This window comes from Mycobacterium sp. 3-98 (assembly GCF_035918355.1).
Classification (GTDB): domain Bacteria; phylum Actinomycetota; class Actinomycetes; order Mycobacteriales; family Mycobacteriaceae; genus Mycobacterium; species Mycobacterium intracellulare.
Map to the genome: position 1 here is coordinate 3,905,204 of NZ_CP142360.1, position 22,220 is coordinate 3,927,423.

Annotated in this window: 22 protein-coding genes; 10 read left to right on the top strand and 12 right to left on the bottom strand. The window is 64.0% G+C overall.

Annotated features, from left to right (window positions below):
- The first annotated feature begins 3 nt into the window (after positions 1–3).
- On the top strand, positions 4–606 hold the full coding sequence (locus tag QGN30_RS18375) for a TetR/AcrR family transcriptional regulator (RefSeq protein WP_009956515.1): 603 nt from the start codon (positions 4–6) through the stop codon (positions 604–606).
- Here QGN30_RS18375 and QGN30_RS18380 read toward each other — a convergent pair.
- From QGN30_RS18380 to QGN30_RS18390, 3 genes are all read right to left on the bottom strand, one after another.
- The gene (locus QGN30_RS18380; protein ID WP_009956517.1) at positions 603–1,838 is read right to left on the bottom strand and encodes a cytochrome P450; all 1,236 of its coding nucleotides are present in this window, start codon (positions 1,836–1,838) and stop codon (positions 603–605) included. The genes QGN30_RS18375 and QGN30_RS18380 overlap by 4 nt on opposite strands.
- Complete coding sequence (locus tag QGN30_RS18385) at positions 1,835–3,067, bottom strand: CaiB/BaiF CoA transferase family protein (protein WP_248923597.1); 1,233 nt, start codon at positions 3,065–3,067, stop codon at positions 1,835–1,837. The genes QGN30_RS18380 and QGN30_RS18385 overlap by 4 nt, the downstream gene beginning before the upstream one ends.
- Before the next feature lie 134 nt (positions 3,068–3,201).
- Positions 3,202–3,678, bottom strand: coding sequence for a nuclear transport factor 2 family protein (locus QGN30_RS18390; RefSeq protein ID WP_326567361.1), 477 nt, complete (start codon positions 3,676–3,678; stop codon positions 3,202–3,204).
- 168 nt (positions 3,679–3,846) lie between these two features.
- Here QGN30_RS18390 and QGN30_RS18395 point away from each other — a divergent pair, with 168 nt between their 5' ends.
- Complete coding sequence (locus QGN30_RS18395) at positions 3,847–5,466, top strand: class I adenylate-forming enzyme family protein (RefSeq protein ID WP_009956520.1); 1,620 nt, start codon at positions 3,847–3,849, stop codon at positions 5,464–5,466.
- Here QGN30_RS18395 and QGN30_RS18400 read toward each other — a convergent pair.
- Positions 5,456–5,863, bottom strand: a complete 408-nt coding sequence (locus QGN30_RS18400; RefSeq protein WP_248913594.1) for a hypothetical protein — start codon at positions 5,861–5,863, stop codon at positions 5,456–5,458. The two genes, QGN30_RS18395 and QGN30_RS18400, sit on opposite strands and share 11 nt — an antisense overlap.
- Positions 5,864–6,000: 137 nt before the next feature.
- On the opposite strand from QGN30_RS18400, the gene QGN30_RS18405 reads away from it, so the two are divergent.
- Both QGN30_RS18405 and QGN30_RS18410 read left to right on the top strand, forming a co-directional pair.
- Entirely contained in the window at positions 6,001–6,789 is a 789-nt protein-coding gene (locus tag QGN30_RS18405) for an SDR family NAD(P)-dependent oxidoreductase (RefSeq protein ID WP_009976108.1), read from the top strand.
- Positions 6,790–6,865: 76 nt separating this feature from the next.
- Complete coding sequence (locus tag QGN30_RS18410) at positions 6,866–7,906, top strand: NAD(P)H-dependent amine dehydrogenase family protein (RefSeq protein WP_014941636.1); 1,041 nt, start codon at positions 6,866–6,868, stop codon at positions 7,904–7,906.
- Between the two features lie 128 nt (positions 7,907–8,034).
- Here the strand turns inward: QGN30_RS18410 and QGN30_RS18415 are convergent, their stop codons facing one another.
- The 4 genes from QGN30_RS18415 to QGN30_RS18430 form a co-directional block, all read right to left on the bottom strand.
- On the bottom strand, positions 8,035–8,760 hold the full coding sequence (locus QGN30_RS18415; RefSeq protein WP_014941635.1) for an alpha/beta fold hydrolase: 726 nt from the start codon (positions 8,758–8,760) through the stop codon (positions 8,035–8,037).
- Positions 8,757–9,680, bottom strand: a complete 924-nt coding sequence (locus tag QGN30_RS18420) for a dihydrodipicolinate reductase (RefSeq protein ID WP_038538557.1) — start codon at positions 9,678–9,680, stop codon at positions 8,757–8,759. The genes QGN30_RS18415 and QGN30_RS18420 overlap by 4 nt, the downstream gene beginning before the upstream one ends.
- A gap of 252 nt (positions 9,681–9,932) precedes the next feature.
- Positions 9,933–10,997 (bottom strand): spirocyclase AveC family protein, encoded by a 1,065-nt coding sequence (locus QGN30_RS18425; RefSeq protein ID WP_038535740.1) that lies wholly within the window; start codon positions 10,995–10,997, stop codon positions 9,933–9,935.
- Position 10,998: 1 nt separating this feature from the next.
- Complete coding sequence (locus QGN30_RS18430; RefSeq protein ID WP_198347167.1) at positions 10,999–11,247, bottom strand: cytochrome; 249 nt, start codon at positions 11,245–11,247, stop codon at positions 10,999–11,001.
- Between the two features lie 340 nt (positions 11,248–11,587).
- Between QGN30_RS18430 and QGN30_RS18435 the strand changes: the two genes are divergently transcribed.
- Both QGN30_RS18435 and QGN30_RS18440 read left to right on the top strand, forming a co-directional pair.
- Positions 11,588–12,346 (top strand): SDR family oxidoreductase, encoded by a 759-nt coding sequence (locus QGN30_RS18435; RefSeq protein ID WP_009976099.1) that lies wholly within the window; start codon positions 11,588–11,590, stop codon positions 12,344–12,346.
- Positions 12,347–12,375: 29 nt separating this feature from the next.
- Positions 12,376–13,179 (top strand): SDR family NAD(P)-dependent oxidoreductase, encoded by an 804-nt coding sequence (locus tag QGN30_RS18440; RefSeq protein WP_038535739.1) that lies wholly within the window; start codon positions 12,376–12,378, stop codon positions 13,177–13,179.
- A 7-nt stretch (positions 13,180–13,186) separates the two neighbouring features.
- Here QGN30_RS18440 and QGN30_RS18445 read toward each other — a convergent pair whose 3' ends face one another.
- Genes QGN30_RS18445 through QGN30_RS18455 form a run of 3 tightly spaced genes read right to left on the bottom strand, consistent with a single transcriptional unit; the run spans position 13,187 to position 16,535 of the window.
- Positions 13,187–14,182 (bottom strand): hypothetical protein, encoded by a 996-nt coding sequence (locus tag QGN30_RS18445; protein ID WP_038535737.1) that lies wholly within the window; start codon positions 14,180–14,182, stop codon positions 13,187–13,189.
- A 34-nt stretch (positions 14,183–14,216) separates the two neighbouring features.
- Entirely contained in the window at positions 14,217–15,281 is a 1,065-nt protein-coding gene (locus tag QGN30_RS18450) for an NAD(P)H-dependent amine dehydrogenase family protein (RefSeq protein ID WP_031351582.1), read from the bottom strand.
- A 15-nt stretch (positions 15,282–15,296) separates the two neighbouring features.
- Positions 15,297–16,535, bottom strand: a complete 1,239-nt coding sequence (locus QGN30_RS18455) for a cytochrome P450 (protein ID WP_038535735.1) — start codon at positions 16,533–16,535, stop codon at positions 15,297–15,299.
- A 131-nt stretch (positions 16,536–16,666) separates the two neighbouring features.
- Between QGN30_RS18455 and QGN30_RS18460 the strand changes: the two genes are divergently transcribed.
- Positions 16,667–17,725 carry an NAD(P)H-dependent amine dehydrogenase family protein gene (locus tag QGN30_RS18460; RefSeq protein WP_014379726.1) on the top strand — a complete coding sequence of 353 codons (1,059 nt, stop codon included), beginning with the start codon at positions 16,667–16,669 and terminating at the stop codon, positions 17,723–17,725.
- On the opposite strand, the gene QGN30_RS18465 is transcribed toward QGN30_RS18460, so the two are convergent.
- Positions 17,717–18,859 carry an ABC transporter substrate-binding protein gene (locus QGN30_RS18465; RefSeq protein ID WP_248923596.1) on the bottom strand — a complete coding sequence of 381 codons (1,143 nt, stop codon included), beginning with the start codon at positions 18,857–18,859 and terminating at the stop codon, positions 17,717–17,719. The genes QGN30_RS18460 and QGN30_RS18465 overlap by 9 nt on opposite strands.
- A gap of 145 nt (positions 18,860–19,004) precedes the next feature.
- Here QGN30_RS18465 and QGN30_RS18470 point away from each other — a divergent pair, with 145 nt between their 5' ends.
- The 3 genes from QGN30_RS18470 to QGN30_RS18480 all read left to right on the top strand — a co-directional run bounded on the left by QGN30_RS18470 (position 19,005) and on the right by QGN30_RS18480 (position 22,216).
- On the top strand, positions 19,005–20,129 hold the full coding sequence (locus QGN30_RS18470) for an NAD(P)H-dependent amine dehydrogenase family protein (RefSeq protein ID WP_038535732.1): 1,125 nt from the start codon (positions 19,005–19,007) through the stop codon (positions 20,127–20,129).
- A 55-nt stretch (positions 20,130–20,184) separates the two neighbouring features.
- On the top strand, positions 20,185–20,817 hold the full coding sequence (locus tag QGN30_RS18475) for a TetR/AcrR family transcriptional regulator (protein ID WP_014382226.1): 633 nt from the start codon (positions 20,185–20,187) through the stop codon (positions 20,815–20,817).
- Positions 20,818–20,935: 118 nt separating this feature from the next.
- The gene (locus QGN30_RS18480) at positions 20,936–22,216 is read left to right on the top strand and encodes an amidohydrolase family protein (protein WP_038535730.1); all 1,281 of its coding nucleotides are present in this window, start codon (positions 20,936–20,938) and stop codon (positions 22,214–22,216) included.
- The last annotated feature ends 4 nt before the right edge of the window (positions 22,217–22,220 follow it).

A 22,220-nucleotide genomic window follows, 5' to 3' on the forward strand; every position in this document is an offset into this window, starting at 1 on the left:
GAGATGACGTACGCGACGGCGGTCGACACCCGCGAGGTGCTCATCTCGGCTGCGTTCGCCTGTTTCCGCACGCACGGGTTGCGGAAAACGACGATCGTCGACATCGCACGTGTCGCGGATGTGTCCAGGAGCACGTTCTACGAGTACTTCCGGGACAAGGAGACGATCGTCGAAAGCTGTGCGGAGGCGGCGTCCCAGCGCTTCTATCGCAGGCTGGCCACGGCGATCGATCGGCACGGCGGCAGCACGCTGGAGGAAAAGCTAACGCGTGCAGGCGTTTTCGTCGCTCAGGCGCGCCGAGTCGTGGAGCCCGAATCGTATTTCGACCAGGACGAGGTCAGCCTGATGTTGACCAAGAATGCGTCGACCCTCCTGCGGGAATGCAGCGAGTTTCTCGCACCGTATGTCTCCGCGGCGCGGCTGACCGGCGAGGTCCGCGGTGACCTTGACATCCGGTCGGCGACCGAGTGGTTCGCGCGGATGTTGTTCTCGTTGTTCACCACCCCGTCGCCCTATCTCGACATGGGCGACGACGACGTGGTCGCCGACTTCGTCCGTGCCCACGTCGTGCGGGGATTCCTGAGTGACGGACTCAAGAGGCGCTAGCCCGCCCGCCGTGCGACGGGGACATTGGACCACCCGCAAACATTGGACATTGCCACCCGCCGCAACCCGCTGCGATCGACTTCGTACTCGGGGAGGAGATCGAGCAGCGCGCCTAGGGCGATGCGGCTCTCCATCCTCGCCAACGCGGCCCCCAAACAACTGTGTATGCCGTAGCCAAAGGCGAGATTGAAGCCCATTTTGCGCTCCCTGTCGATGTCCAATCGGTCAGGATCAGGGAACATCCGCTCATCGCGCGTCGCTGAACCCGTGACGAGCAGGACGGCGCTACCCTCGGGAATTGTCTTGCCGTGCAACGTCACATCGCGGGTAGCGGTGCGGACCTGGTACTGTGACGGCGCTTCGTAGCGCAGCAACTCTTCGATCGCGGCCGGAATCTTGCTACGGTCCTTCTGCAACTTCTGCCACTGGTCGGGAAAGTCGGCGAAGGCGACCATGGCATTGCCGATGAGCTTGGTGACGGTCTCCGCGCCCGCTCCCCCGAGCATGGTCGCGAAGCCGGTGATATCCACATCGGTGAGCTTCTCGACCTGCCCGTCTCGCTCGATCTCGGTCTCGATGAGCCGGCTGATCATGTCGTCGCAGGGTTCGGCACGGCGCTTCTGCACCAGGTTGTAGTAATAGATCCCCGTCTTCGTCGAGGCCTCGAAACCCTCTGCGGTGGTGGCGATCTCACCGGGGCGCCGTTCAAGCAGCAGATCGAGCCAGAGACGAATCTGGTCGCGGTCCTGCTTCGGCACTCCCAGCATGGTGGTGATGACCTCGTTCGGAAACAGGGCCGAGAAGTCGGCTACCACGTCGAAGGAGGACGGGTCGAGCGCATGAATGCGCTCGTAGACCTTCTCGCGCACCATGTCTTCCAGCGCGGCGATGGCGCGGGGGGTGAACACGTTGCTCACCAGCCGGCGCATCTTCTGATGTTCGGGCGGGTCCATCGAGATGATCACTTTGGGCACCGGCAGCGCATCGTCGTGCGCCTGCACCATGTCCAGCGTGGCGCCCTTGGCAGACGAGAAGGTTTCGTAGTCTTTGGTAGCGGGCGCCACGTCGTCGTAACGGGTCAAGGCCCAGAAGTCCCACTTTGCGTTGTAATAAACGGGAGCCTCGTCGCGCAGGCGACGGTACGTGTCGAACGCTCCATTGAAGAAGTCGTCCGAGAACGGGTCGAAATCAACAGGATTCTCAGACGCGATCTGCGATGGCGTTGCACTCATAGGATCGCCCCGGTTTCCTTGTAGGTCGCGATGGTGTCCCAGTCCAAGCCTGCCTCCATCAAGACCTCTTCGGTGTGCTGGCCGTGTTCGGGTGCGCCCGGCGGGACAACGGCCCGTTCGTCGAACTGGACGGGGTTTGTGGGCAATGAGTATGGCGAGCCGTTCATCGTGGCGGTGTTCGCGACATAGCCGTTGGCGGTCACCGCCGGGTCATCACAGAGTTCTCCGGGGGTTTGGACAACCCCCCAGGCGCCAGAGAGTTCGGCCAGCTGTTCGCGCCATTGCGCGAGTGTGCGTTTTGCGAACACCTCGTCCATGAGCGAGATGAGTTCCGTGCGGTTGGCGAAACGTGCTGCGGGACTGGCAAACCGCTCATCCTCGACCAATTCGGGCAGGCCGATGGCGCGCATCGCTTCCGGGTAGAACTTGTCGAGTTGCAGCATCATCAGCTGGACGTAGCGGTCGTCCTTGGTGCGGTAGGTCCCCACCAGCGGGTTGGGTGCGTCGGCGTGGCTGTACTTCGGGATCGAGCTGCCACCGTGGATCTGGCTCACCGCGACGTCGGGGCTGAGGTTCCACGCGGCCAGCCCGAGCAGGGAGACATCCACCACCGAACCCTGGCCGGTGGTCGCCTTCCTGTACAGAGCGGCCGCGATCCCGCCGGCGATCGCCATGCCCCCGAGGAGATCTCCGAAGGCGGGCCGCGACCGCACCAACTCGTCGCCGTCTTCGGTGAGCATGGCGGCGATGCCGCCGCGCGCCCAGTAGGAGACGCCGTCGTAGCCAGGCTTGTCCGAATCGGGACCCTTCGGGCCGTGGCCTGACCCGCGCACGTACACGATGCCGGGATTCGCTGCCCTGATGTCGTCGACGTCGATGCCCATCTTCTTGCGGCGAGTCGGCAGATAGCTGGTGAGGAATACGTCGCACGTGGCAGCGAGCTTACGGATGACGTCCTGGCCGCCGGGTGTGCTCAGATCGACGCCTATGGACTTCTTCCCCCGATTCGGTATCTCGATCATGTAGTTGACCGCGCCGCCGCCCTCGTCCACGATGCCCATCGTGACCAGGCCACGCTGTGGATCACCGCCCTCGCGGGGCTCGACCTTGATAACCTCGGCCCCCCACTCGGCGAGCACGGCGCCGGCCGACGGGACGAAGGTCCACGCCGCGACCTCCAACACGCGGACGCCGCTGAGCACTTTGTCGTCGGAAATGACGGCCTCCATCGGTCTCAGTGGTACGGGTGCGAGTGCACCGGCAGGGTAGCAACGGCGAAAACGCGCGATTGCATTATCTGAGAATGTCAGTTTCGGAGGGATTTGTAAACCGCGTCGGCGCGTGAGGCAACCGGCGCCGGAGGCTATGGGCGCGCCGATAACCGCTCGGGCAGCGCGGGATCTCCGTCGGCCCAGAAGGCCCGCCACGTCGGCATGCGCTGGGGCATGGCCGCACGCAACCGAACGTCGGTCGGCCAGCGCATGAATTCCGGACCCGGGCGCTCCGTCACGTCGACCGAGTACCAAGGATGCTCCCGCCGCTTGACGAAGCACCACTGGCCGCCGCGGCGCTCGTAGACATCGTCGTAACGCATCGTGATCACAAACCACCCGTCGCCGTCCTCGTGTTCGGCGCGGCAATACACCGATCCGGTCGCGTGGTCAGGGTCGACGAAATCGAACTGGTGGCCGCAGATCAGGTGGATGCTGCGGTAGAACCGCCGAAGTACCCGGTCGTACCAACGCTTCAGCGCATCCCTGCCGCGGCCTTCCGCGCCGGCGTCGACGTCGTCGACGAACAACGCCACCAGCGCGTTGAGATCCCGGGCGTCGAGGGCCATCGCGTATCTACTGGGCAGCTGGCTGATCGCGAGACTCGATTCGACCCGGTCCAAACGATCGCCAGTGGACCGACGCCCCGCTTCTGCGGCCATGGCGGAATTGTAGGCCGAAAGCAACGAATGAGAACCTTTGTTCTCGTTTTCTGCAAATGCTACTATCCTGCGCTCATGCCCTTCCCGAAGATCTTGCCCACGATTCCCGCTCTGGTGAGATCCTGCGCGGCACGTTTCGGGGACAAGCCGTTCCTCATCGCCGATGGTCAGGAATTGACCTATATCGACCTCGACCGGCGCTCGGCTGCGCTGGCGATCGCCCTGCTGGCGGAGGGTATAAGCAAGGGCGATCACGTCGGAATCTTGATGCCGAACAGCGTCGATTGGGCCCTGGCCTGGTTCGCCACCACACGCATCGGCGCGGTCGCGGTGCCGCTCAACACCTTTTACCAGGCGTCCGAACTCGCCTGGACCGCACGCCATGCCGACCTGCACGCGATCCTGACGTGGTCGCGGTTCCGCAATCACGACTTCCTCGCCCGCCTCCGGGAGGCGCTGCCGGGGCTGTCGGATCAGCGCGAGCCGGGCCGCATCGCCGTACCCAAAGCGCCGTTCCTGCGGACCGTTGCCGTGTGGGGGCCATCCGATCAGGCCTGGACGACAACGATCGACGGCGATGGCAACATGTCGGCCAGCGACACCGACTTCCTGGTCGATGTGGAACTGTGCGTAACGCCGGCCGACGACGCGACGATCATCTACACCTCGGGCAGTACCGGAGACCCGAAGGGTCCCGTCCACACCCACGGCGCGCTGGTGCGGCATACCTACAACCTCACGTTCACCTATGGGGTCACCCACGACGACGTGATGTTCACCGCCATGCCCTTCTTCTGGGTGGGAGGTCTGATCACCGGATTGCATGCCGTGATCCACCACGGCGCAACGCTGGTCACCCAGCCCGCGTTCGACGCGGCCGAGGCCCTGGAACTCATGGAGCGCCACCGGGCGACGATCACGCTGGGCTGGCCCCAGCAGGGTAAGACTCTGGCCGAGCATCCCGATTTTCCTGGACGCGATCTGAGCTCGGTGCAACGGACCAGCATGCCCGCGATGGTGCCGCCCGCGCGTCGACCCAAGGGCCCTAACGCGCTGGGGATGACGGAACTGTGCGGCAACCACATTGGGGTCGACCCCTATGTGCCGCAGCCGCCCGAGCGGTCCGAAACCGGTGGAGTATCCATCGAAGGGCTGCACCATCTGATCGTCGACCCTGACACGGGGCGGCCGGTGCCCGTCGGCGCGCCGGGCGAAATCTGGGTTCGCGGATACTCGTTGATGCAACGCCTGCACAAACGTGAGCGCGAAGAGGTGTTCACTCCAGACGGCTACTACCGGACGGGCGACTGCGGCGTCGAGTACAACGACGGTTGGATCAGGTTCACCGGTCGGTTGGGCGATCTGATCAAGACGGGTGGCGGCACCAACATCACACCCAGCGAGGTCGAGCGGGCGCTGGCCGACTGCGACGGCGTGCTGGAGGCATACGTGGTGGGCGCCGAGAGCGAGGAGCACGGCACGGTGGTCGCGGCGGCGGTGGTACCACGCGGCGACTCGGCGCTCGACGGCGAGTCCTTGCGGGCGCAACTGCGTGGCCGGTTGTCGGCGTACAAGGTTCCGAAGTTCATCTGGGTCACCGCGAAGCAAGAACTCCCTTTCACCGCGAGCGGAAAGGTCAAGAAGTCGGAGCTGGCGCAACAGCTCAGCGAACTGTTGGCGCACCCTAAGGGGTGACCGGCTGTTCGTCTGCCATATTCGTGGTCATCAGTGTCAACGGAATGCCGAACAACGGCTCCAGCTTGACTTCGGTCAGCTCGAAGCCGTCACCTTCGTGCCGCTGCCGGAAGTCGGGCTTGACGCCGTATCGCGCGGCGATGTGTTCGCCAGCATCACAATCCGCGGTACGGATCACGACAGAGAACAGGCCGTCGCCGTTGCGGGACAAGAACTCCGCCGCGGTGCCCGCGTCCGTCGGTGCAGCCGCGGTGGGAGCGATGAGCGCGAAACCGCGGTCCCAGTCGAGTCGGATTTGCAGGCCGAGGTGCTCGAGCTCGAAAGCCTCGAACTGAAAGCCCAATGCGCTCAGGTACTCCGCAGCGCGGTCGAGCCGCTCGAGGCCGATCGCGAACACGACGTGGTGCAACAGTGGCTGCGGCATACGAACGACTCTACGACACCCTAAAGGGCGCTTTCCGATAACCGGAAATATTGATTCTCATTACGGTAGATTCGCCGCTGCGAACCCAAAACCCGTGCGGAGAGGCGCTCATGGCACTCGAACAATTCAAGCTGGACGGTCAGGTGGCGATAGTCACCGGCGCCGGACGCGGCGTCGGCGAAGGCATCGCCAAGGTACTCGCAGAAGCGGGCGCCACCATCGTTGGCACGGCACGAACTTCGTCCGAGGTGGAAGCGACGGTCAAGGATATCGAACTAGCCGGCGGTACAGGCCTCGCGCTCACTGCCGATGCACTCAAACGTTCGGACAGCGAACGCGTGGTGCAAACCGCCGTCGACAAGTTCGGCCGAATCGACATCCTCGTCAACAACGTTGGTTTCGCAACGTATGGCCCATTTCTGAGCCTCACCGACGACAACCTTCGGCAGACGTTCGACTACTGCGTCACTTCTGCCTTCATCATGAGCCAGCTCGCGGTGCCCCACATGTTGAAGGTGGGACGGGGCTCCATCGTAAACATCTCCTCCGGTGCAGGTCGATTCGGAATCCGTGGATTGTTGCCCTATTCCGTGGCCAAGGGCGGGCTCGAAGCTCTGACCCGAGCCATGGCGCAGGAGCTCGCCCCCAAGATCCGGGTAAATGCCATCGCCCTGGGCGCCTTTATGACGACCGGACTGCAGTCAAGCTTCGACCTCATGCCGGGCTCCGAGGAGAAGCTGAAGGAGCTGACGCCCCTGCATCGTATCGGCGACGTCGCGGACCTCGGCCGACTGACGCTATATCTGTCCACCCGCGATTGCTATGCCACCAATTCGACCTTCATCGTCGACGGTGGCCTCCAGGGGCCGAATTCATCCCTGCCAATTCCCGACCTGTAGCGCAAAAGCACCCTACGAAGGAGCAATTGACGTGGTAGACCAAATCTTACGCGTCGCAGTCATATCCACCGGTGGAGTGGGCAGCATCGCCTTGCGCGCGATCAACCGCCGCGCACACCTCGACCTGGTCGGTGTATGGGTGCACAGTCCCGAGAAGGCGGGCCGCGACGCCGGTGAGGTAGTCGGGGTCGGCCCCGTCGGCGTCACGACCACCGCCGATCTCGACGACATCATCAAGCTCAAGCCCGACTGCGTGGTGTATGCGGCCATGAGCGACGAAATGGATGCGGCCGCGGTGCGCGACTATCTCCGCATTTTGAGGGCCGGCATCAATGTGGTCACGACCAACACGCCCGGAATGATGTTTCCCGACCGGTGGATTCCCAACCTGGCCGATCAGGTGCGGGCCGCGGCGCTCGCCGGCGGCGCCACGATATACACGTCCGGTATCGAACCCGGCTTCGCCGGCGACCAGTTCGCCGTCATACTGTCCACCCTGTCTAACACGATCCGCTCGGTCCGTGCACAAGAGATCTTTGACTACTCGGCCTATCCCAACGAGTACCTGATGTTCGACGCCATGGGTTTCGGTCGCCCACTGGATTTCAAACCGATGCTCGAACTCGAGGGCGCACAGCGGTTCGCCTGGGGACCACCGATCGGTCTCGTCGCCCGCGCCCTCGACGTCGAACTCGACGAGATCACCGAACGCTACGAGCGCGTGATCACGCCACGCGACCTACACGTGGCGTGCGGCTTGATTCCGGCCGGCACCTGCGGAGCAGTGAGGGCCGAGACCACCGGGGTAGTCGCCGGCCATCCGGTGATCACCATCGAGCACATCAACCGCATGGCTCCCGACCTGGCGCCGCAGTGGGCGTCGGCGCCACACGGCACTTACCGCATCGTGATCGAGGGTGAACCGCACATCCACTGTGACCTTCGCTTCGGTACCGAAGGCACCGCGGCATCGGCGAATGACAACGCCATGGAGGCGACGGCCATGCGCGTTGTCAACGCCATCCCGTACGTCATCGATGCGGCTCCCGGCATCGCCACATCGCTGGATCTGCCGATCACCGCGCCCCGCAACGCGCTGGATTTCGCTAGACGGTGAACATCGGACCGCGCCGTTACCCTCATCCACAATACGGCTTCACCAAGCAACTGCTGCCTACGCGGTGACGATGCCCGCGGACGTCGCGAACGCGGTTGCGTGGCTGGCATCAGATGAGTCGAAGTTTGTTACCGCAGCTGCAATTTCAGCATGTCGGGGTCGTCCAGGCTTAGCAGCACCGCACTCAGCTCGGCCGGACGGGCAAAGAACGGCGAGTGGCCGCCGTCCAATTCGACGACCCGTGCCCCGATCCTGCCGATCGCGTTGCGCCGAGCCCACGACTCCCCCACGGCGCGGTCGTCCCGCATGAGCACGTAGGTCGACGGCGTATCGGGCCAGCGGCTGATCGGGCAACGCTCCGTGAACACGGTGAACGCCTGGTGCCGTAGTTCGCTGAACGCATGACGTGCCATCGATTCCGGGCAATCATGGTAAAAGCCTTCCCGCACCGATTCCCAGGTAAGACCGAACGGTCCGGTACCTTGTTCTTGCGGCTCGGGAAATGTGATCGCATCGGGGTTGGCGGCCAGGTGTTCGACGAACGAGTGGCCCGGGACGGGCAGGAGGCCACCGACAAACACCATTCGGCGCACCGGGTACAGCGTGGCGATGACGGGTGCGCAAAGTCCCGAAATCGAGTGCGCGACAACGACAACGTCGTCGGATGCGCCATCAGCTTCTCGCTCAATCGCAGCGATCGCCACTTGCGCCCACTCCAGCGCCCCGGCCGAGTCGTCATCGACCGGGAGATCAGGTGCGATCACGCGATGGCCTCGCCGCGCCAGCTCCGTGGTGACCGCATCCCAGCAGGAGCCGTAATGCAGCCCGCCGTGTAACAGCGCGAATAGGGTCATCGTCCGGTGCGGGAGAGCCGAGTAACGATTTCGGGTCCGGCCAGGGGCCATTCGATGACGCCAGGCGCTGCGGCCACCACGCGAGGAATGGCATTCACCGCGGCCATCGCGGTGGCCGTGATTCCCGGATTGACGTGATTTTCCTTGGACGGTTCGAGGTACAGTTCCAGGCTCATGCTGGGATTTCCTTCGACACGAAAGACCATTCCGCCCTGTTCCACGCGCGAGGGCTTCGGCCAGTGTTCGGGCCACGGTGTCGAACTCACCGTCGCGAAATATTGGACTGCCACTACTGGCCGGTCGTTGGCGACTCCGGAAAGCTGCCAGCGATGCCCGCAGATCGTTCCCGACGGCAGCACGCCCACCGCAGTTGGTAGATCAACGGGAGCGAGCAGGGTCTCCCAGTCGAGTTCCACACGGTCGAGTTCGATCCCAAGTACGTCCGCAAGGTAACGCACGACCGCCTCCCAGTCGTGATTCACCTTGCCCGAAGCTATCCGGGCGGGTACGTGGCCATCCGGCTTGCCGAAACCCATTGACTCGTGCAACACATCCCAGATCGGATAGGACTTGTCCAAGTCCACCGCGTACTCGTCCATCCGATACGAATCGACGGTGCCCGCGCCGGCGAGCAGGGCGGTCGGAAGGTTGAGGCTTATGAATCCGGGTTCGCTACCCGTAGCGTAAAGGGTCGAATTGCCCTTCTTCGCAGCCAAATCGAGCGCGGTACGCCAGTGTTTCGGCGCAGCCGGCGGGTAGACCATCGGGATGGTCGAGATTGTAACGACGTTGATCCCTGATTCCAGCAGCGCGGCCATATCCGCGATCGCGTCCTCCTCCCGCCGCACCGCCGTCGCACAGTAGGACACACAATCGGGCTTTAGTGCAATGATTTCCGCCATGTCGTCGGTGGCCGTCACTCCCACGTCCGCGACCCCGCAGAGCCGACCCGCATCTGTGCCGACCTTGCTCGGTGTCGACACCTTTATCCCGACAAGGTCCAGTGCCGGATCGAGAATCGTGGCCCGCAACGCTTCTCTTCCCGTGAGACCCGTACCGATGTGGACGACTCGATGGCGGCCGAAACCGTGGTCAGTCATCACCGCTGCCTCCGATCAACGAAATTGCGATTATCGATTCGACACGCTGGTGGGGGACCCTTCGGATCGGGCTCATGTGTAGAAGGGCCCCGGCTTGCCCGATTCCTCGAGATGCCCATACGGGTCGTATACCTTGACATTCGGATACGGGTTCTGCTCATATGCGGGTGCGGACAGCCCCGCGACCCGTAGCCCGGACAACACCGCCAGCGGTACCCCGAACGATACGAGGCCCACCGAAGCCGAAACGAGGAGCTGGCGCGTCAGCGTGACCTGTTTGCGGCCCGACCGCGCCGGAAGCCGGCGGGCAATCCGGTTGATCAGCACCAGCTCGCCCCCTTGGTCGCGGACACACATGACGGCAACCATCGCGAAGATGAACGAGTCGTACACCGCCATGATGAGCGGGAAATGGATGTGGCCGATCCGCAGCGTCGGGCCCACCGCCTCGGAGTAGTAGAAGATACCGAACCTCAACCAGCTGAACTGGACGAACCCGTTAAGCGGTATGGCGATGACGAACGCACCGAAGAAAACCGCGGCAAGCCGATGGCGCGCAAGCCAACTGGTTCTCCGGACCATAGGATCCAAGAAGCGGTCGTGCAGTTGCAGGATTCCCAGCCCATTGAGTAGGTAATAGGCCGCGTAACCCCCCAGGAATGACAACGCGGGCTCCAGGTTGGGCGAGATGTTCATATACGGCCATGACCGCGGGAAGTGCAGCATGCGCGGGTCGAACATCGCGAACGTCGCCCAGTTAGCCAACGGATCCAGTGCGCCGGTGATCAGGCCTGCGAACGCGATTACCACCGCCCAATGCAGCCTGCGCTGTCGCACCGAGAGCCACACCAACGATCCGATCAGGCCGAGCGCCATCGGAATGGAACTGAAGGCGACTACCAGCGGCCAGTTATCGAACCCGAGGAAGGGCGGATATGGCACGGGGCCCGGGGTGGGATTGGTGGTGCGGGGATCCCCGTGAGTGCCCGTTTGAACGGTCGCGACGGTCAATACCGCGAAGGCCAGGTAAGCGACGGTGAAAAGCCCCCACCCGGCCCTGGTCAGCAGCGTTGACGCGCTGGCATCAACCGGTTCGACGGAGCCCGTAGCAGTGTTGGAGTCAACGGTATTCGCCACGTCATGACCTCGCAGGGAGGGAGGCCTTGAGGATGACTTCGATGATGGTGCCCTTGCCCGAGCGGTAGTCGTCGCAACTGGTGAGCTCGCGCGCGACGCCCTCGGATCGGCTCAGCGCACAGAATCCATACTTCTCGTGGTGGTAGAGGGGCAGGGCATCACGCATGCGCTGCCACACCGGATACGGGGCGTCGTCGATCTCGAAGTCGGACGGGTGGAAGTACGGCTGGCCGCCCACGGTTTGCGTCACGCGGTCGTCCTTCCTTACCCGCCGAGCAGGTCGTCTCGTCGAGAGTATTCGCTATCGCAAATCGCAAACAAGCCTTCCGCCCAGTTTTGTCAGACTTTGCCCCGTGACCTCCGCGGGTTTGCCGGCGGTTTCTTTTGCTGACCGACACGCGTCCCGTTCGTCGCACCGCCCATGTCAGCGCCGATCGACGAAAGGCAGCACAGCTGCCCCGGAACCGGCCGTTTTGCCCGAGTCGAGCGCGGCCGATCCGGCCCGCCTGAGAATAATGATTCTCATATGCGAGAATCAAGGTAGTGTCGGCGCAGCCATCAATCATGAAAACATCCGAAGGAAGCAGGCAATGAGCGACCGGCACTCCAGCATCGCGGGGACGCGGATGTTGATCATCGGGGCATCGTCCGGCATCGGGCAGGCGTTGGCCCTTGCCGCCCACTCCAGGGGTGCTGCGGTGGCCCTCGCCGCACGGCGGGTAGACCGCCTTTCGGAACTAGCTGATCGGCTCGGTGGAACGGCCCACGAACTCGACGTGTCCGATCCGCGCGCCATCGAATCCGTCATCAGCGCCGTTGCCGCCAACTTCGGGAAGCTCGACGCAGTGGTTTTCACCAGTGCCGTGGTGCCGTTCGCGCTGATCGAAGAGACCGACGTGGAGACCTGGCTGCACGCGTACGCCGTCAACGCCGTAGGGGCCTCCCACGTACTGCGGACGGCCCTCCCCCACTTGACCGACAGCGCGACGGTCGTCATCGCGTCGAGCCACGATGTAGGCCGCCCCCGCGCGGGTGTGGCCGCCTATCACGCGAGCAAGGCCGCGCTCGACGAGATCTTGCGCTCCTGGCGGGCCGAACATCCCGAGATCGCCGTGATCCGGGTCAGCGTCGGCCCCACTTGTGACACCGAGATCCTGCGCGGAGCCGACCGGGACCTGCTGGCCGATCTATACCGCGCCTGGGCGCACGGGGGTCAGATCCCGGACGAGATGTCTACGGTGGAGGACGTGGCCAACGCAATGCTTTCCCTGATCGCGATGTCGCGCGCCAACCCGACAGTGGTCAGCGAGATCGTTCACCTGGCGCCCCGAATCATCAAGGGCCAGTAGCCCTTCACAGCACCTCAGAGGACGGCTCAATGGATCTGGGTTTCGACGGCGCCACCGCGGTTGTCACCGGAGGCAGCAAGGGAATGGGGCTGGCGATCCCCGAGGGGCTCGGCGCCGAGGGCGCTTCCGTGGCGATCATGGCGCGCGGCCAGGCCGACTTGGACTCGGCTGCGAGGCAAATCCGCAGTGCGGGAGCTCCCGAAGTGCTGACGATCAGCGTCGACATGTCCGACACCGAATCCATCGCATCGGCGTTCGCGTCCGTTGGTCATGCCTGGGACAGCCTGAACGTCCTGGTGCACACCGTCGGACCGAACGCGGGCGCATTCGAGGATCTCGATGACGACGACTGGCACGCCGCGTTCGAACTGGGAACGCTCTCCGCTGTGCGCTCGGTGCGGGCCGCACTGCCGATGTTGCGAGCCGCCGAGTGGGCCCGCATCGTCACCCTCTCGGCGCACTCGATCCAGCGCCAGAGCCCGCGCCTGGTGGCTTACACGGCCACCAAATCAGCCCTGTCCAGTTTCACCAAGAACCTGTCTAAAAGCCTTGGCGCCGAGGGTATCCTGGTCAATTGCGTCTGCCCCGGAACCATTGTGACTGCTAGCTTCACCGAGACGCTGAGGGAAGTGCTTGCCGCAGGGGGGCTGGACTCATCGGATCCCAAGCATGTGATGACGTGGGTCGAGCGGACGTATGGCCATCCCTGCGACGTCGGTCGTGCCGGTTTGCCCGAAGAGGTCGCATCCGTCACCGCCTATCTGGCGTCACGGCGAAACGGCTACGTGACAGGTGCCACCGTCAACGTCGACGGCGGGTCCGACTTCATCTGATCCGTGGTCAGCCGAGTCCGCGCGCCAGCGCGAACACGGCGGTGGCCGCGTCGAGAAGTTCCGGTGTCAGCATGTTTCCGGCGTACTCGACCCAGCACCAGCTTCGCGCCGGCCGCGCACCCGACGAGATTGCGGTCACGGAACCGAAGACGTGCAGCGGGCTACCGCTGGATTCGAAGGTGAAGGTGTAAGAATCGGCGCCGATGGTCGCCTCGAGCGCGGACATCCTTCCGGCCTGGTTGAAAGTCGGCTTCGCAACGATGTCCGTATGCGCCGTGGTGACACCGTCTTTAAGCTGATAGCCCGGCCCGAAAGCCACGCCGTCGCGCCCCTGCCAGAAGCTGCCGCCGCCCAACTGCCCATCGTCGAACTCATGCAGCCAAGACACCCACATGCCTTGCAGGTGACGGGCGATCGGGAGTTCGGTGTACACCTTTTTCGGCGGACCGTACGCGAAGTCCTGGTGTGCGTAGCCGGACACCTCGACACCGTCGACCCTGCCGGTGGCGTACATCAGCTCATGGCGGTAATAGACATCGTCGTCGATGCCGTCCTGGGCGGGCACGTGGGTGAGGACGATGTCGCTGACCGTCCGACCGTGGATCTCCCATCGATTGCTGGCGTCATACCAGTGAAACTCGTTGGCGTCGCGTTCGATTCGCCCGCTCGGATACGATAGCCGCACCGCCTTACCATCGTCGACGTACTGCAGCGGCTCGAACCAGTCGAGCGTCGAGTACTCCGGATAGAGGTGGGGCGCCTCGGCGCCAAGGTCTTTCGGAAGCGAGCGAAAGCCGCACACCGGAGACACGACGTGGGTCATTCCGGTGAGGAAGTCGTCGCATCCCCGCACCCCCCAGTAGTTCTGACCGGATGCGTCGGCGACGACTGCGCCGAGCCAGATTCCCGACAGTCCCATGCCGGGACTCGGGACCCATTCGCGCCGATAATGGGCCAGGGACGGTGCCTCGCGAAGGACCTGGAAATCAATCGATTTGAGCACTCAACTCTCCTCGCATAGTTGTAGGTGTGGGCGCCTACGTCGCGGGCACGACGCCGCGCTCAGTCCAGTGCGCGACGAACGGGGTGATCGTCGACAAGTCGTAGAGCCCCGGCTCAGCCGCGATCACGGCGGGGATGGCGTTGATGGCGTGCATGGCGGTGGCCAGACAGCCCTGCTCGGCATGATCCTCCCCGTGGGAGCCGATCACGAGTTGAAAAGTCATGTTGGGCTTGCCCTCGAAGGTCACCGCATAACCGATCTCCGTCGGCCAGTCGGGGGCCAGGTCGTCGGCCATCCTGGTGAGGTGTTCGACGGCGAGGGTGGTCTCGCCGCAGTCGACCACCACTCCGAAGCGCATGGCGCCCACGGTTCCTGCCGGAATCTCCCCGGCGGCCACCGTCAGCGCCCTCGGCGTCGTCACGACCTCGCGGAACCCCTCGACGGACCGGATATGGAGTCCGAGCGCCTGCGCAAGGACCGTCGCGCTGCCGATCCATGCGCTCGCGGCATAGTCGGTGTTGGTCAGCAACGGGGCGGGATCATCCGGCGCATGACCGAAGCCCATCGCATTGAAGATCAGGTCGTGGCTGGCATAGGTCGAGTAGTTCAGCACCTCCCGCACACTGATCCGGTTGGTGCGCTCGGTCAGCCGGGACAGGATCGGCGCGAGCGACTCACCGACGAAGCCCGGATACAGGCCTAGCCCCAGAAACGACGAACCGCCGGTGCGGCAAGCTTTTTCGATGGCGTCGGCCAGCGATTCGTGCAGTGAGCGGGGATGAACAAACCGACTGCCGGTGGCTACGACATTTTTGCCCGACGCCAAGAGATCACAGACATCGGCGAAGCAGCCCGGCGTGTCGGTCTCCACTTTGCCCATGTAGAGCACCACGTCGGCATCGGTTCCGATGATGGTGTCGCGATCGGCGGTCGTCAACACTCCCGCTTCGGGGACCCCGCACAGCGCGCCCGCGTCGACCCCGGCTTTGCCCGCGTCGTAGACCCGCACACCGACCAGTTCCAGGTCCGGCCGGCTCAAGACGTGACGCAAGGACATCGTTCCGGTCACCCCGGTGGCCCACTGGATCACGCGAGTCATGTCAGGCGGCTTCCTCTAGTCCCATACCACGTCGAGGCGCGGCGGTGATCGAAACATGGTGCCGGTCACGTAGGGCGGCGGGGCGTCGGGGTCCAGCCGCAGCCCCGGGAGTTCGTCGAGCAAGGCGTCGAAGATCTTGGTGCTCTCCAACCGCGCCAGGTGCATTCCCAGGCACACGTGCGCGCCGTGACCGAACCCGATGTGCGGCTTGCGCTCCCGGAAAATGTCGAAGGACTCGGCGTCCTCCCATCGCGTCTCGTCATGGTTGGCACTGCCGAGGTTGACCATCATCGTCGAACCCTTCGGGATATGGAGCCCGAAAAAGTCGATGTCGGCAGTGACCTCTCGGATGAAGTTGAGCAGCGGCGTCTCCCACCGGATGCCCTCCTCGATCGCCTGCGGCAACAGGCTGCGATCGGCGAGCAGCGCATCGAGCTGGTCGGTGTGGGTCAACAGACCCAACGCGAGGCTGGCCGTCGAGCGCGACGTGGTCTCTGCTCCCGCGGGTAAGAGATTGCGCATGAATCCGTAGATTTGTTCATCGGACATTTTGACGCCGTCGATCTCGGCCCGAGACAGGATGGTCACCATGTCGTCCTTCGGCGACTTGCGCCGGTCGGCGAGGACCCCGACGAAATACTCCTTCATCTGAGCCGAGGCCTTCATCGCCGTTTCCATGTCGGCACGAAAGCCCAGCAGGTCGATGGCCAGCCGGTGAAACTCGCCGACATCGGATTCGGGCAAGCCGAGCAGGGCGGCGATGATCCGGACCGGGATTGGCATGAACACCGCTTTGACCAAGTCGGCGCGCTTGTTGTCGCGGAACTTCGCGATCGTGCGGTCCACGAGGGGCCCAACGAGTTCGGTGTCCCAGCGTTTCATCGAGGACCTGGCGAACGCGAATTCGTGCAATCTGCGATACGTCGCGTGTTCGGGTTCCTGCATTTCCAGGATCGTCGGGCCTTGCAGCGGTCGCACCATGTCCTCGTAGATCCGGGTGCTGAACGTGATGTTGTCGGTGAAGACGGCCTTGACCGCGTCGAACGAGTACGCCGTGAATGTCTTCGTGCCGTCCGGTCCGTCCTCGGGGACGCCCATCTCCGGCCAGCCGGGGTGAACGGCCGCCTTCCGCCGCAACTCGCGCAGCAGCGGGTAGGGGGTCGCGGCGCCGTCGGCGCCCATTCCGGCGTTGAACTTCTCCTGCGCATCACGGATGCGCTGCTCGATGTCGCCAGCAACCGCAGGCTCCGTCACGTGCCCACCTCCCGTACGACCGTTCAACCTACACCTTGTCGGTTGCAAACCTACATCATGTAGGTTGAACCAACCAGAACTCGGGGAAGTCCGAAAGAGCAACCTGGAGCGTTCGATTGGTTATTCGAGTCGTGCAATGGGCGACCGGCGCCGTCGGCCGGGCCGCACTGCAGGAGCTTATTGAAAACCCGCGTTATCAGTTAGTGGGCGTGCTCGTGTACGACCCGGCGAAGGCCGGCCTCGACGCGGGTGTGCTCTGCGGGCGGCCACCGACGACGGGTGTGATCGCCACGACGGACAAGGACGAGATCATCGCCCTGGGCGCCGATGTCGTCGTGCACGCGGCCAGCAAGGCCCACGCCGTCGAGACGAACGCTGCGGACATCTGCCGCCTGCTCGCGGCGGGTAGCACCGTCATCACCACCACGTCGTACAACCACCTACCCACCTACGGCGAAGAGACCGAGGCAATGTTCGCCAGGGCGTGCCGAGCGGGCGGGTCACGCTTTCACGCGGCGGGTGAGAACCCCGGTTTCATGTTCGAGCGGCTCGTCGCGACGGTGACGGGGCTGAGTAAGTCCATCGACCGCATCGACCTCTACGAGGCCACCGACGTCTCCGCCGTGGACAGTCGGCCGATGCTCGTCGACCTGATGGGCATGGGCAGACCGCCGGAAGACGTCAGCATTGACTCCCCGATCATCAAGAAGCTCGACATGGCCTACCGCCAGGCCCTCAATGCGACGGCCGACGTCCTCGGGATCACCCTGTCCCACATCGACGTGGCGGTCGACGCCACCACACTGCCCCACGACATCGACGTCCTGGCCGGCACGATCGAGGCGGGAACGGTTGTCGGGCAGCGATTCTCGTGGGTCGGCCACTGGTCGGGACGCCCGTTGCTGGCCATTCACGAGGAGTGGGTGCTCACCCGCGACCTTCCACAATGGGGCATGGCTCCATTGGCGCCCGGCGAAAAGGCGCCGCTGATCCGCGCGGTCATCAAAGGTGAGCCCAGCTTTGAACTCCAGCTCGACGTGGCATTCGACGGCGCGCCATCGACGGGCCAGCACGCCATGCCAGGTCACCTGATGATCGCGATGAGCGCGGTTCGCGCCATACCGTACGTGCTGGCCCGGCCACCCGGTGTCGTGACAGCACCGGTGTTCGGCGCGATCCAACTAGCCTGAGGCACCACCGACCGCGCGGGCGATGTGGTCGCTGGGCGCCGCATGGAAAACGTGCGCGCTGCCGTCGGGCAAAACCCTTCGGGCCACGAGATAATCGGAACCCATCCACCCCTGTCGGATGAACCGGCCGAATCGCAGGAACGTTCCCGGCGCGCCGCTGGCCGACGGGACGAGCTTCACCTGCTCCATCCCGTTCTTCACACCCTCCCCGGTCAACGGCCGTGCCGCGGCGAGACCACGCACGATCACGGTGGCCGCGTCGTGCGACAGGCCCGGCATCGAGTGTCCGGGCCGGCGACCGTATCGCGCCTCGAAGCGGCCGAGGAAGGCCTGTCCGACCGTGTTGCGCTCGTCGTAGCTGTCCAGGCCGATCCATCCGGATAGGTGCCGCCTCCACTCCGCGCTGATGTGTGCCATTTCGAACGCCGTCGTCGTGTATCGCGGCGGATCCCAGCCCGCGGCGCGCAGCGCATCCGTGAAGCCCCACAGCCCGTGCCCGAACCCGACGTGCACCAGCGCGTCGGGTTCCGCCGCACGCAACGCAGTGACCGTCTCGGACTTGTCGGCTTCGACCTGGGGAATCGCCACGGTCGCAACGACCTTCAAACCCGCGGCGTCGTAGGCTCTCTCGGCGAAGGCGAGGTACTCCTTACCGATGAGCGATGCCTCGTAGGCAATGGCGATGCGCGATCGACCGTCGCCGATCATCACCGCGGCCAGCATCACCGGCTCCTCGGGCATCGAGCCGTTGTTCAGTGCGAAGCACCAGTCGCCGAGCGCTCCCTCCGATCCCGACAGAGTGACGATCGGAACCCGCGCGGTGGCCTCGACGTGGGAACGCAGCGGCACCACGTTATCCGACACCCACGGCCCGAAGATCGCCAGGCAACCCTCCGCGACGAGCTCGTCGAAGGCCCGCTCGACCACTTGGTAGGTCCCGTTGGGCAGGCCCACCACATTGCGGGTGACGAGTTCGATCGGCCGGTCGATCAGTCCCGAGGAAAGGGCTTCATCCATCACCAGCCGCAGCGCGGCGACGCTGTCGTTGTCGGTGTCGCCGGACGTCGGATAGTCGTTGAGCAAGCCGACTTTCAGGGGAGCGACCGAACCGTATGCGCGAACCTCGTCTGCCATAGCGGCAACATACAGTATGGAGGTTGAGGCCCACCGCGCCACCGCAAACTCGCACCCGCCGAAAATGGTGGTTTACGAAAAGTGCAAAGCGAACTTTCGGCATGTTAGTTTTTCCGAGCGGGGGATCACATCCGGAGGAGACGGAATGACGCTCACATCGACGCAGGAGTCCCACGCGCCGTCAATCCAGAAGAAGTACCGCGTGATCCAGTGGGGCATGGGTAATGTCGGCACGATCGCACTGCGCCACTTCGCACACAACCCTCTCTACGAAGTGGTCGGAGTGCTTTGTAATCGCCCGGAGAAGGTCGGTAGGGACGCCGGTGAACTCGTCGGGGTAGGACCGATCGGGGTACACGCAACCACCGATAAGGCCACCTTGGAGACACTCGACGCCGATTGCGTGTTCTACGCGCCGCTCTGGTCGGACGTCGACGAGATCTGCCGACTGCTCCGCGGAGGAAAGAGCGTCGTTGCCTCGGGTGGTGCGTGGTGGCATCGGACCGAAACCAACAGCGCGGACATCGACAAGATCGAAGCGGCGTGCCAAGAAGGCGGTACTTCGTTCCACGGAGGTGGCATCCACCCCGGCTACGCCGCGGACCTTCTCGTTCTGACGCTAGCCCGGATCGTCGGCAAGACCGACCACATCCACATCTACGAGGCGGTGAACTTCAATAAGGACACCCTGAAGTACTTGGACGAGATGGGGTTCGGAAAAACCCCGGTCGAATTTGCGAAGGGAAATCTCTTCCAAGACGCGTGGTCGTTGTTCGCACAGTCGCTGACGATGGTTGTCGAAGGGCTGGGTAAAACCGTGGAGAAGTTCACGACAGACGTGCAGCTCGGCACGGCCACCCGCGATATCCCGTACGAGGGATCCCCGGACATGGACATGCCCGGCCTCAAAGGTGTGATCAAGACGGGCACCGTCGCGTCCCAGCATCATCTCTGGACGGCGTGGGTGGACGGCAGGCCATTCATCACGCTGCACGAGCTCTACTCGTTTGTTGAACACGACGCCATCGAGCCGAAACCTGATTGGGACCCCTACTACCACTACCGCGTGGTGATTGACGGCGACCCGGGAACCGAGCTGATCCTGCGGGGCAGCCAAGATGCACGAGACCACGCGAAGCCCGGCTATATCGGCTACGCCTGGACCGCGATGGAACCAGTGAACGCCATCCCCGCCATCTGTGATGGCCCGCCGGGTTTCAAGTCCCACGCCGACCTTGGGCTCATGACTGTTCGCGGGATCGTGCGCTGATAACACCTGGGCACGCCCCTCAACATGCAGACTGAATGTTGCTACGATCATCGGCATGGCGCAGCGCGGTGGTGCGGACGATGAACGGCGTGCCCGTGGCGAGCAGACTCGCCGCGACCTGATCGAGGCGGGCCGGGAACTGTTCGTGGAGCACGGATTCTTCAACACGAGCATCGGTGACCTCGTGGCGAAGTCGGGCGTCGGCACGCGCGGTGCCTTCTACCACCACTTCAAGGACAAGGCCGAGCTGTTTCGGGCCGTATTCGAAGACGTTGAGAACGACCTTACGCTGCGGTCCATCGCCACTCCCCCGCCCGGCACGGACCCGTGGGAACGGCTCACGAGCGGTCTGCACGGATTTCTCGAAGCCGCAACGGAGCCCGCCGTGCAGAGGGTGATACTCGTCGACGGTCCGGTGGTGCTGGGCTGGCAGACCCTGCGCGAAATCCAGGAGGGCAACAGCATCGCCCTCATCAACGAGTTGGTCCGCGAGGCGATCGCAGAGGGCATCATCGACGACCAGCCCGTCGGGGAGCTGACGCACATGCTCGTCGCGGCGCTCGAGGAGGCTTCACGTCTGGTCGCGCACGCCGCAAATCCCGCCAGGGCACGCCGCCGAGCCGCCAAGGTCCTCGACCGGCTGTTGCTCTCGTTCGCCATAGCGCCCCGAAAAGTATTGCGGCGGTAGCGTTTCTGGATTTGCTCATGGTCAAACGCTACCGTTCTGAAAATGTACATTTCCGTAATTGAATATAGTTCCTCTACAACCTGATAGTCTCGCTCTCAACCTCTGCACAAGGAGTCCCATGCAGCCCGAAGAGATGATCCTGGTGAGCGTCGACGACCATCTGGTGGAACCACCGAACCTGTTCGAGGGCAGGGTTGTGAACAAGTACGCCGACGAGACGCCCCGGGTGATCCGGCAGTCCGACGGCTCGGAGGTCTGGACGTTCAACGGCGCGATCATCCCCAACATCGGCCTCAACGCCGTGGCGGGCCGCCCGCGCGAGGAGTACGGCATCGAACCCACTGCCTTCGACGAGATGCGCCCGGGGTGCTACGACATCCACGAGCGAATCAAGGACATGGACGCGGGCGGTGTGCTCGCGTCGATGTGCTTCCCGTCCTTTCCCGGCTTCGCGGGCCGGCTGTTCGCCACCCACCCCGATAAGAGCCTCGCGCTCGCCGTCACCCAGGCGTACAACGACTGGCACATCGACGAGTGGTGTGGGTCGTATCCCGGACGCTTCCTGCCCATGGGATTACCCGTACTTTGGGATCCGGAGTTGTGCGCCAAGGAGATCCGTCGCAATGCCGAGAAGGGTTGTCACTCAGTGACCTTCACCGAGAACCCCGCCACCCTCGGCTTCCCGAGCTTCCACGACGACTATTGGGATCCGATGTGGCGGGCGCTGTCGGACACCAACACGGTGCTCTCGGTCCACCTGGGCTCGTCGGGCAAGATCACGATGACCGCCGACAACGCGCCCATCGACGTGATGATCACGCTGCAGCCGATGAATGTCTGCTCGGCGGCCGCAGACCTGTTGTGGTCGCGAGTCATCAAGCAATTCCCCGACGTACGGTTCGCGCTCTCGGAGGGCGGCACCGGGTGGATCCCGTATTTCGTCGACCGGCTCGACCGCACGTACGAAATGCATCACCTGTGGACGGGCCAGGACTTCGGCGACAGACTGCCCAGTGAGGTCTTCCGGGAGCGCTTCCTGACCTGCTTCATCGCCGATCCGATCGGGGTCAAGCTGCGCCATGACGTCGGCATCGACAACATTGCCTGGGAGTGCGACTACCCGCATTCCGACTCGTCGTGGCCCGCGGCGGCCGAGGAACTCGCCCTCGTCATGGCCGGGCTGCCCGACGACGAGATCAACAAGATCACCTACGAGAATGCGTGTCGGTGGTATTCGTTCGACCCGTTCGAACACCGCACCCGAGAGCAGTGCACGGTGGGCGCCCTGCGTGCCGGTGCCGGTGACCACGACGTCGAGATCCGCAGCTTCGACCACGGTCGGTTCGAACGCACCGTGGGCTCGACCCTCGGCTCCGTGAGTGCCAAGCTCGATGTCTGACAAC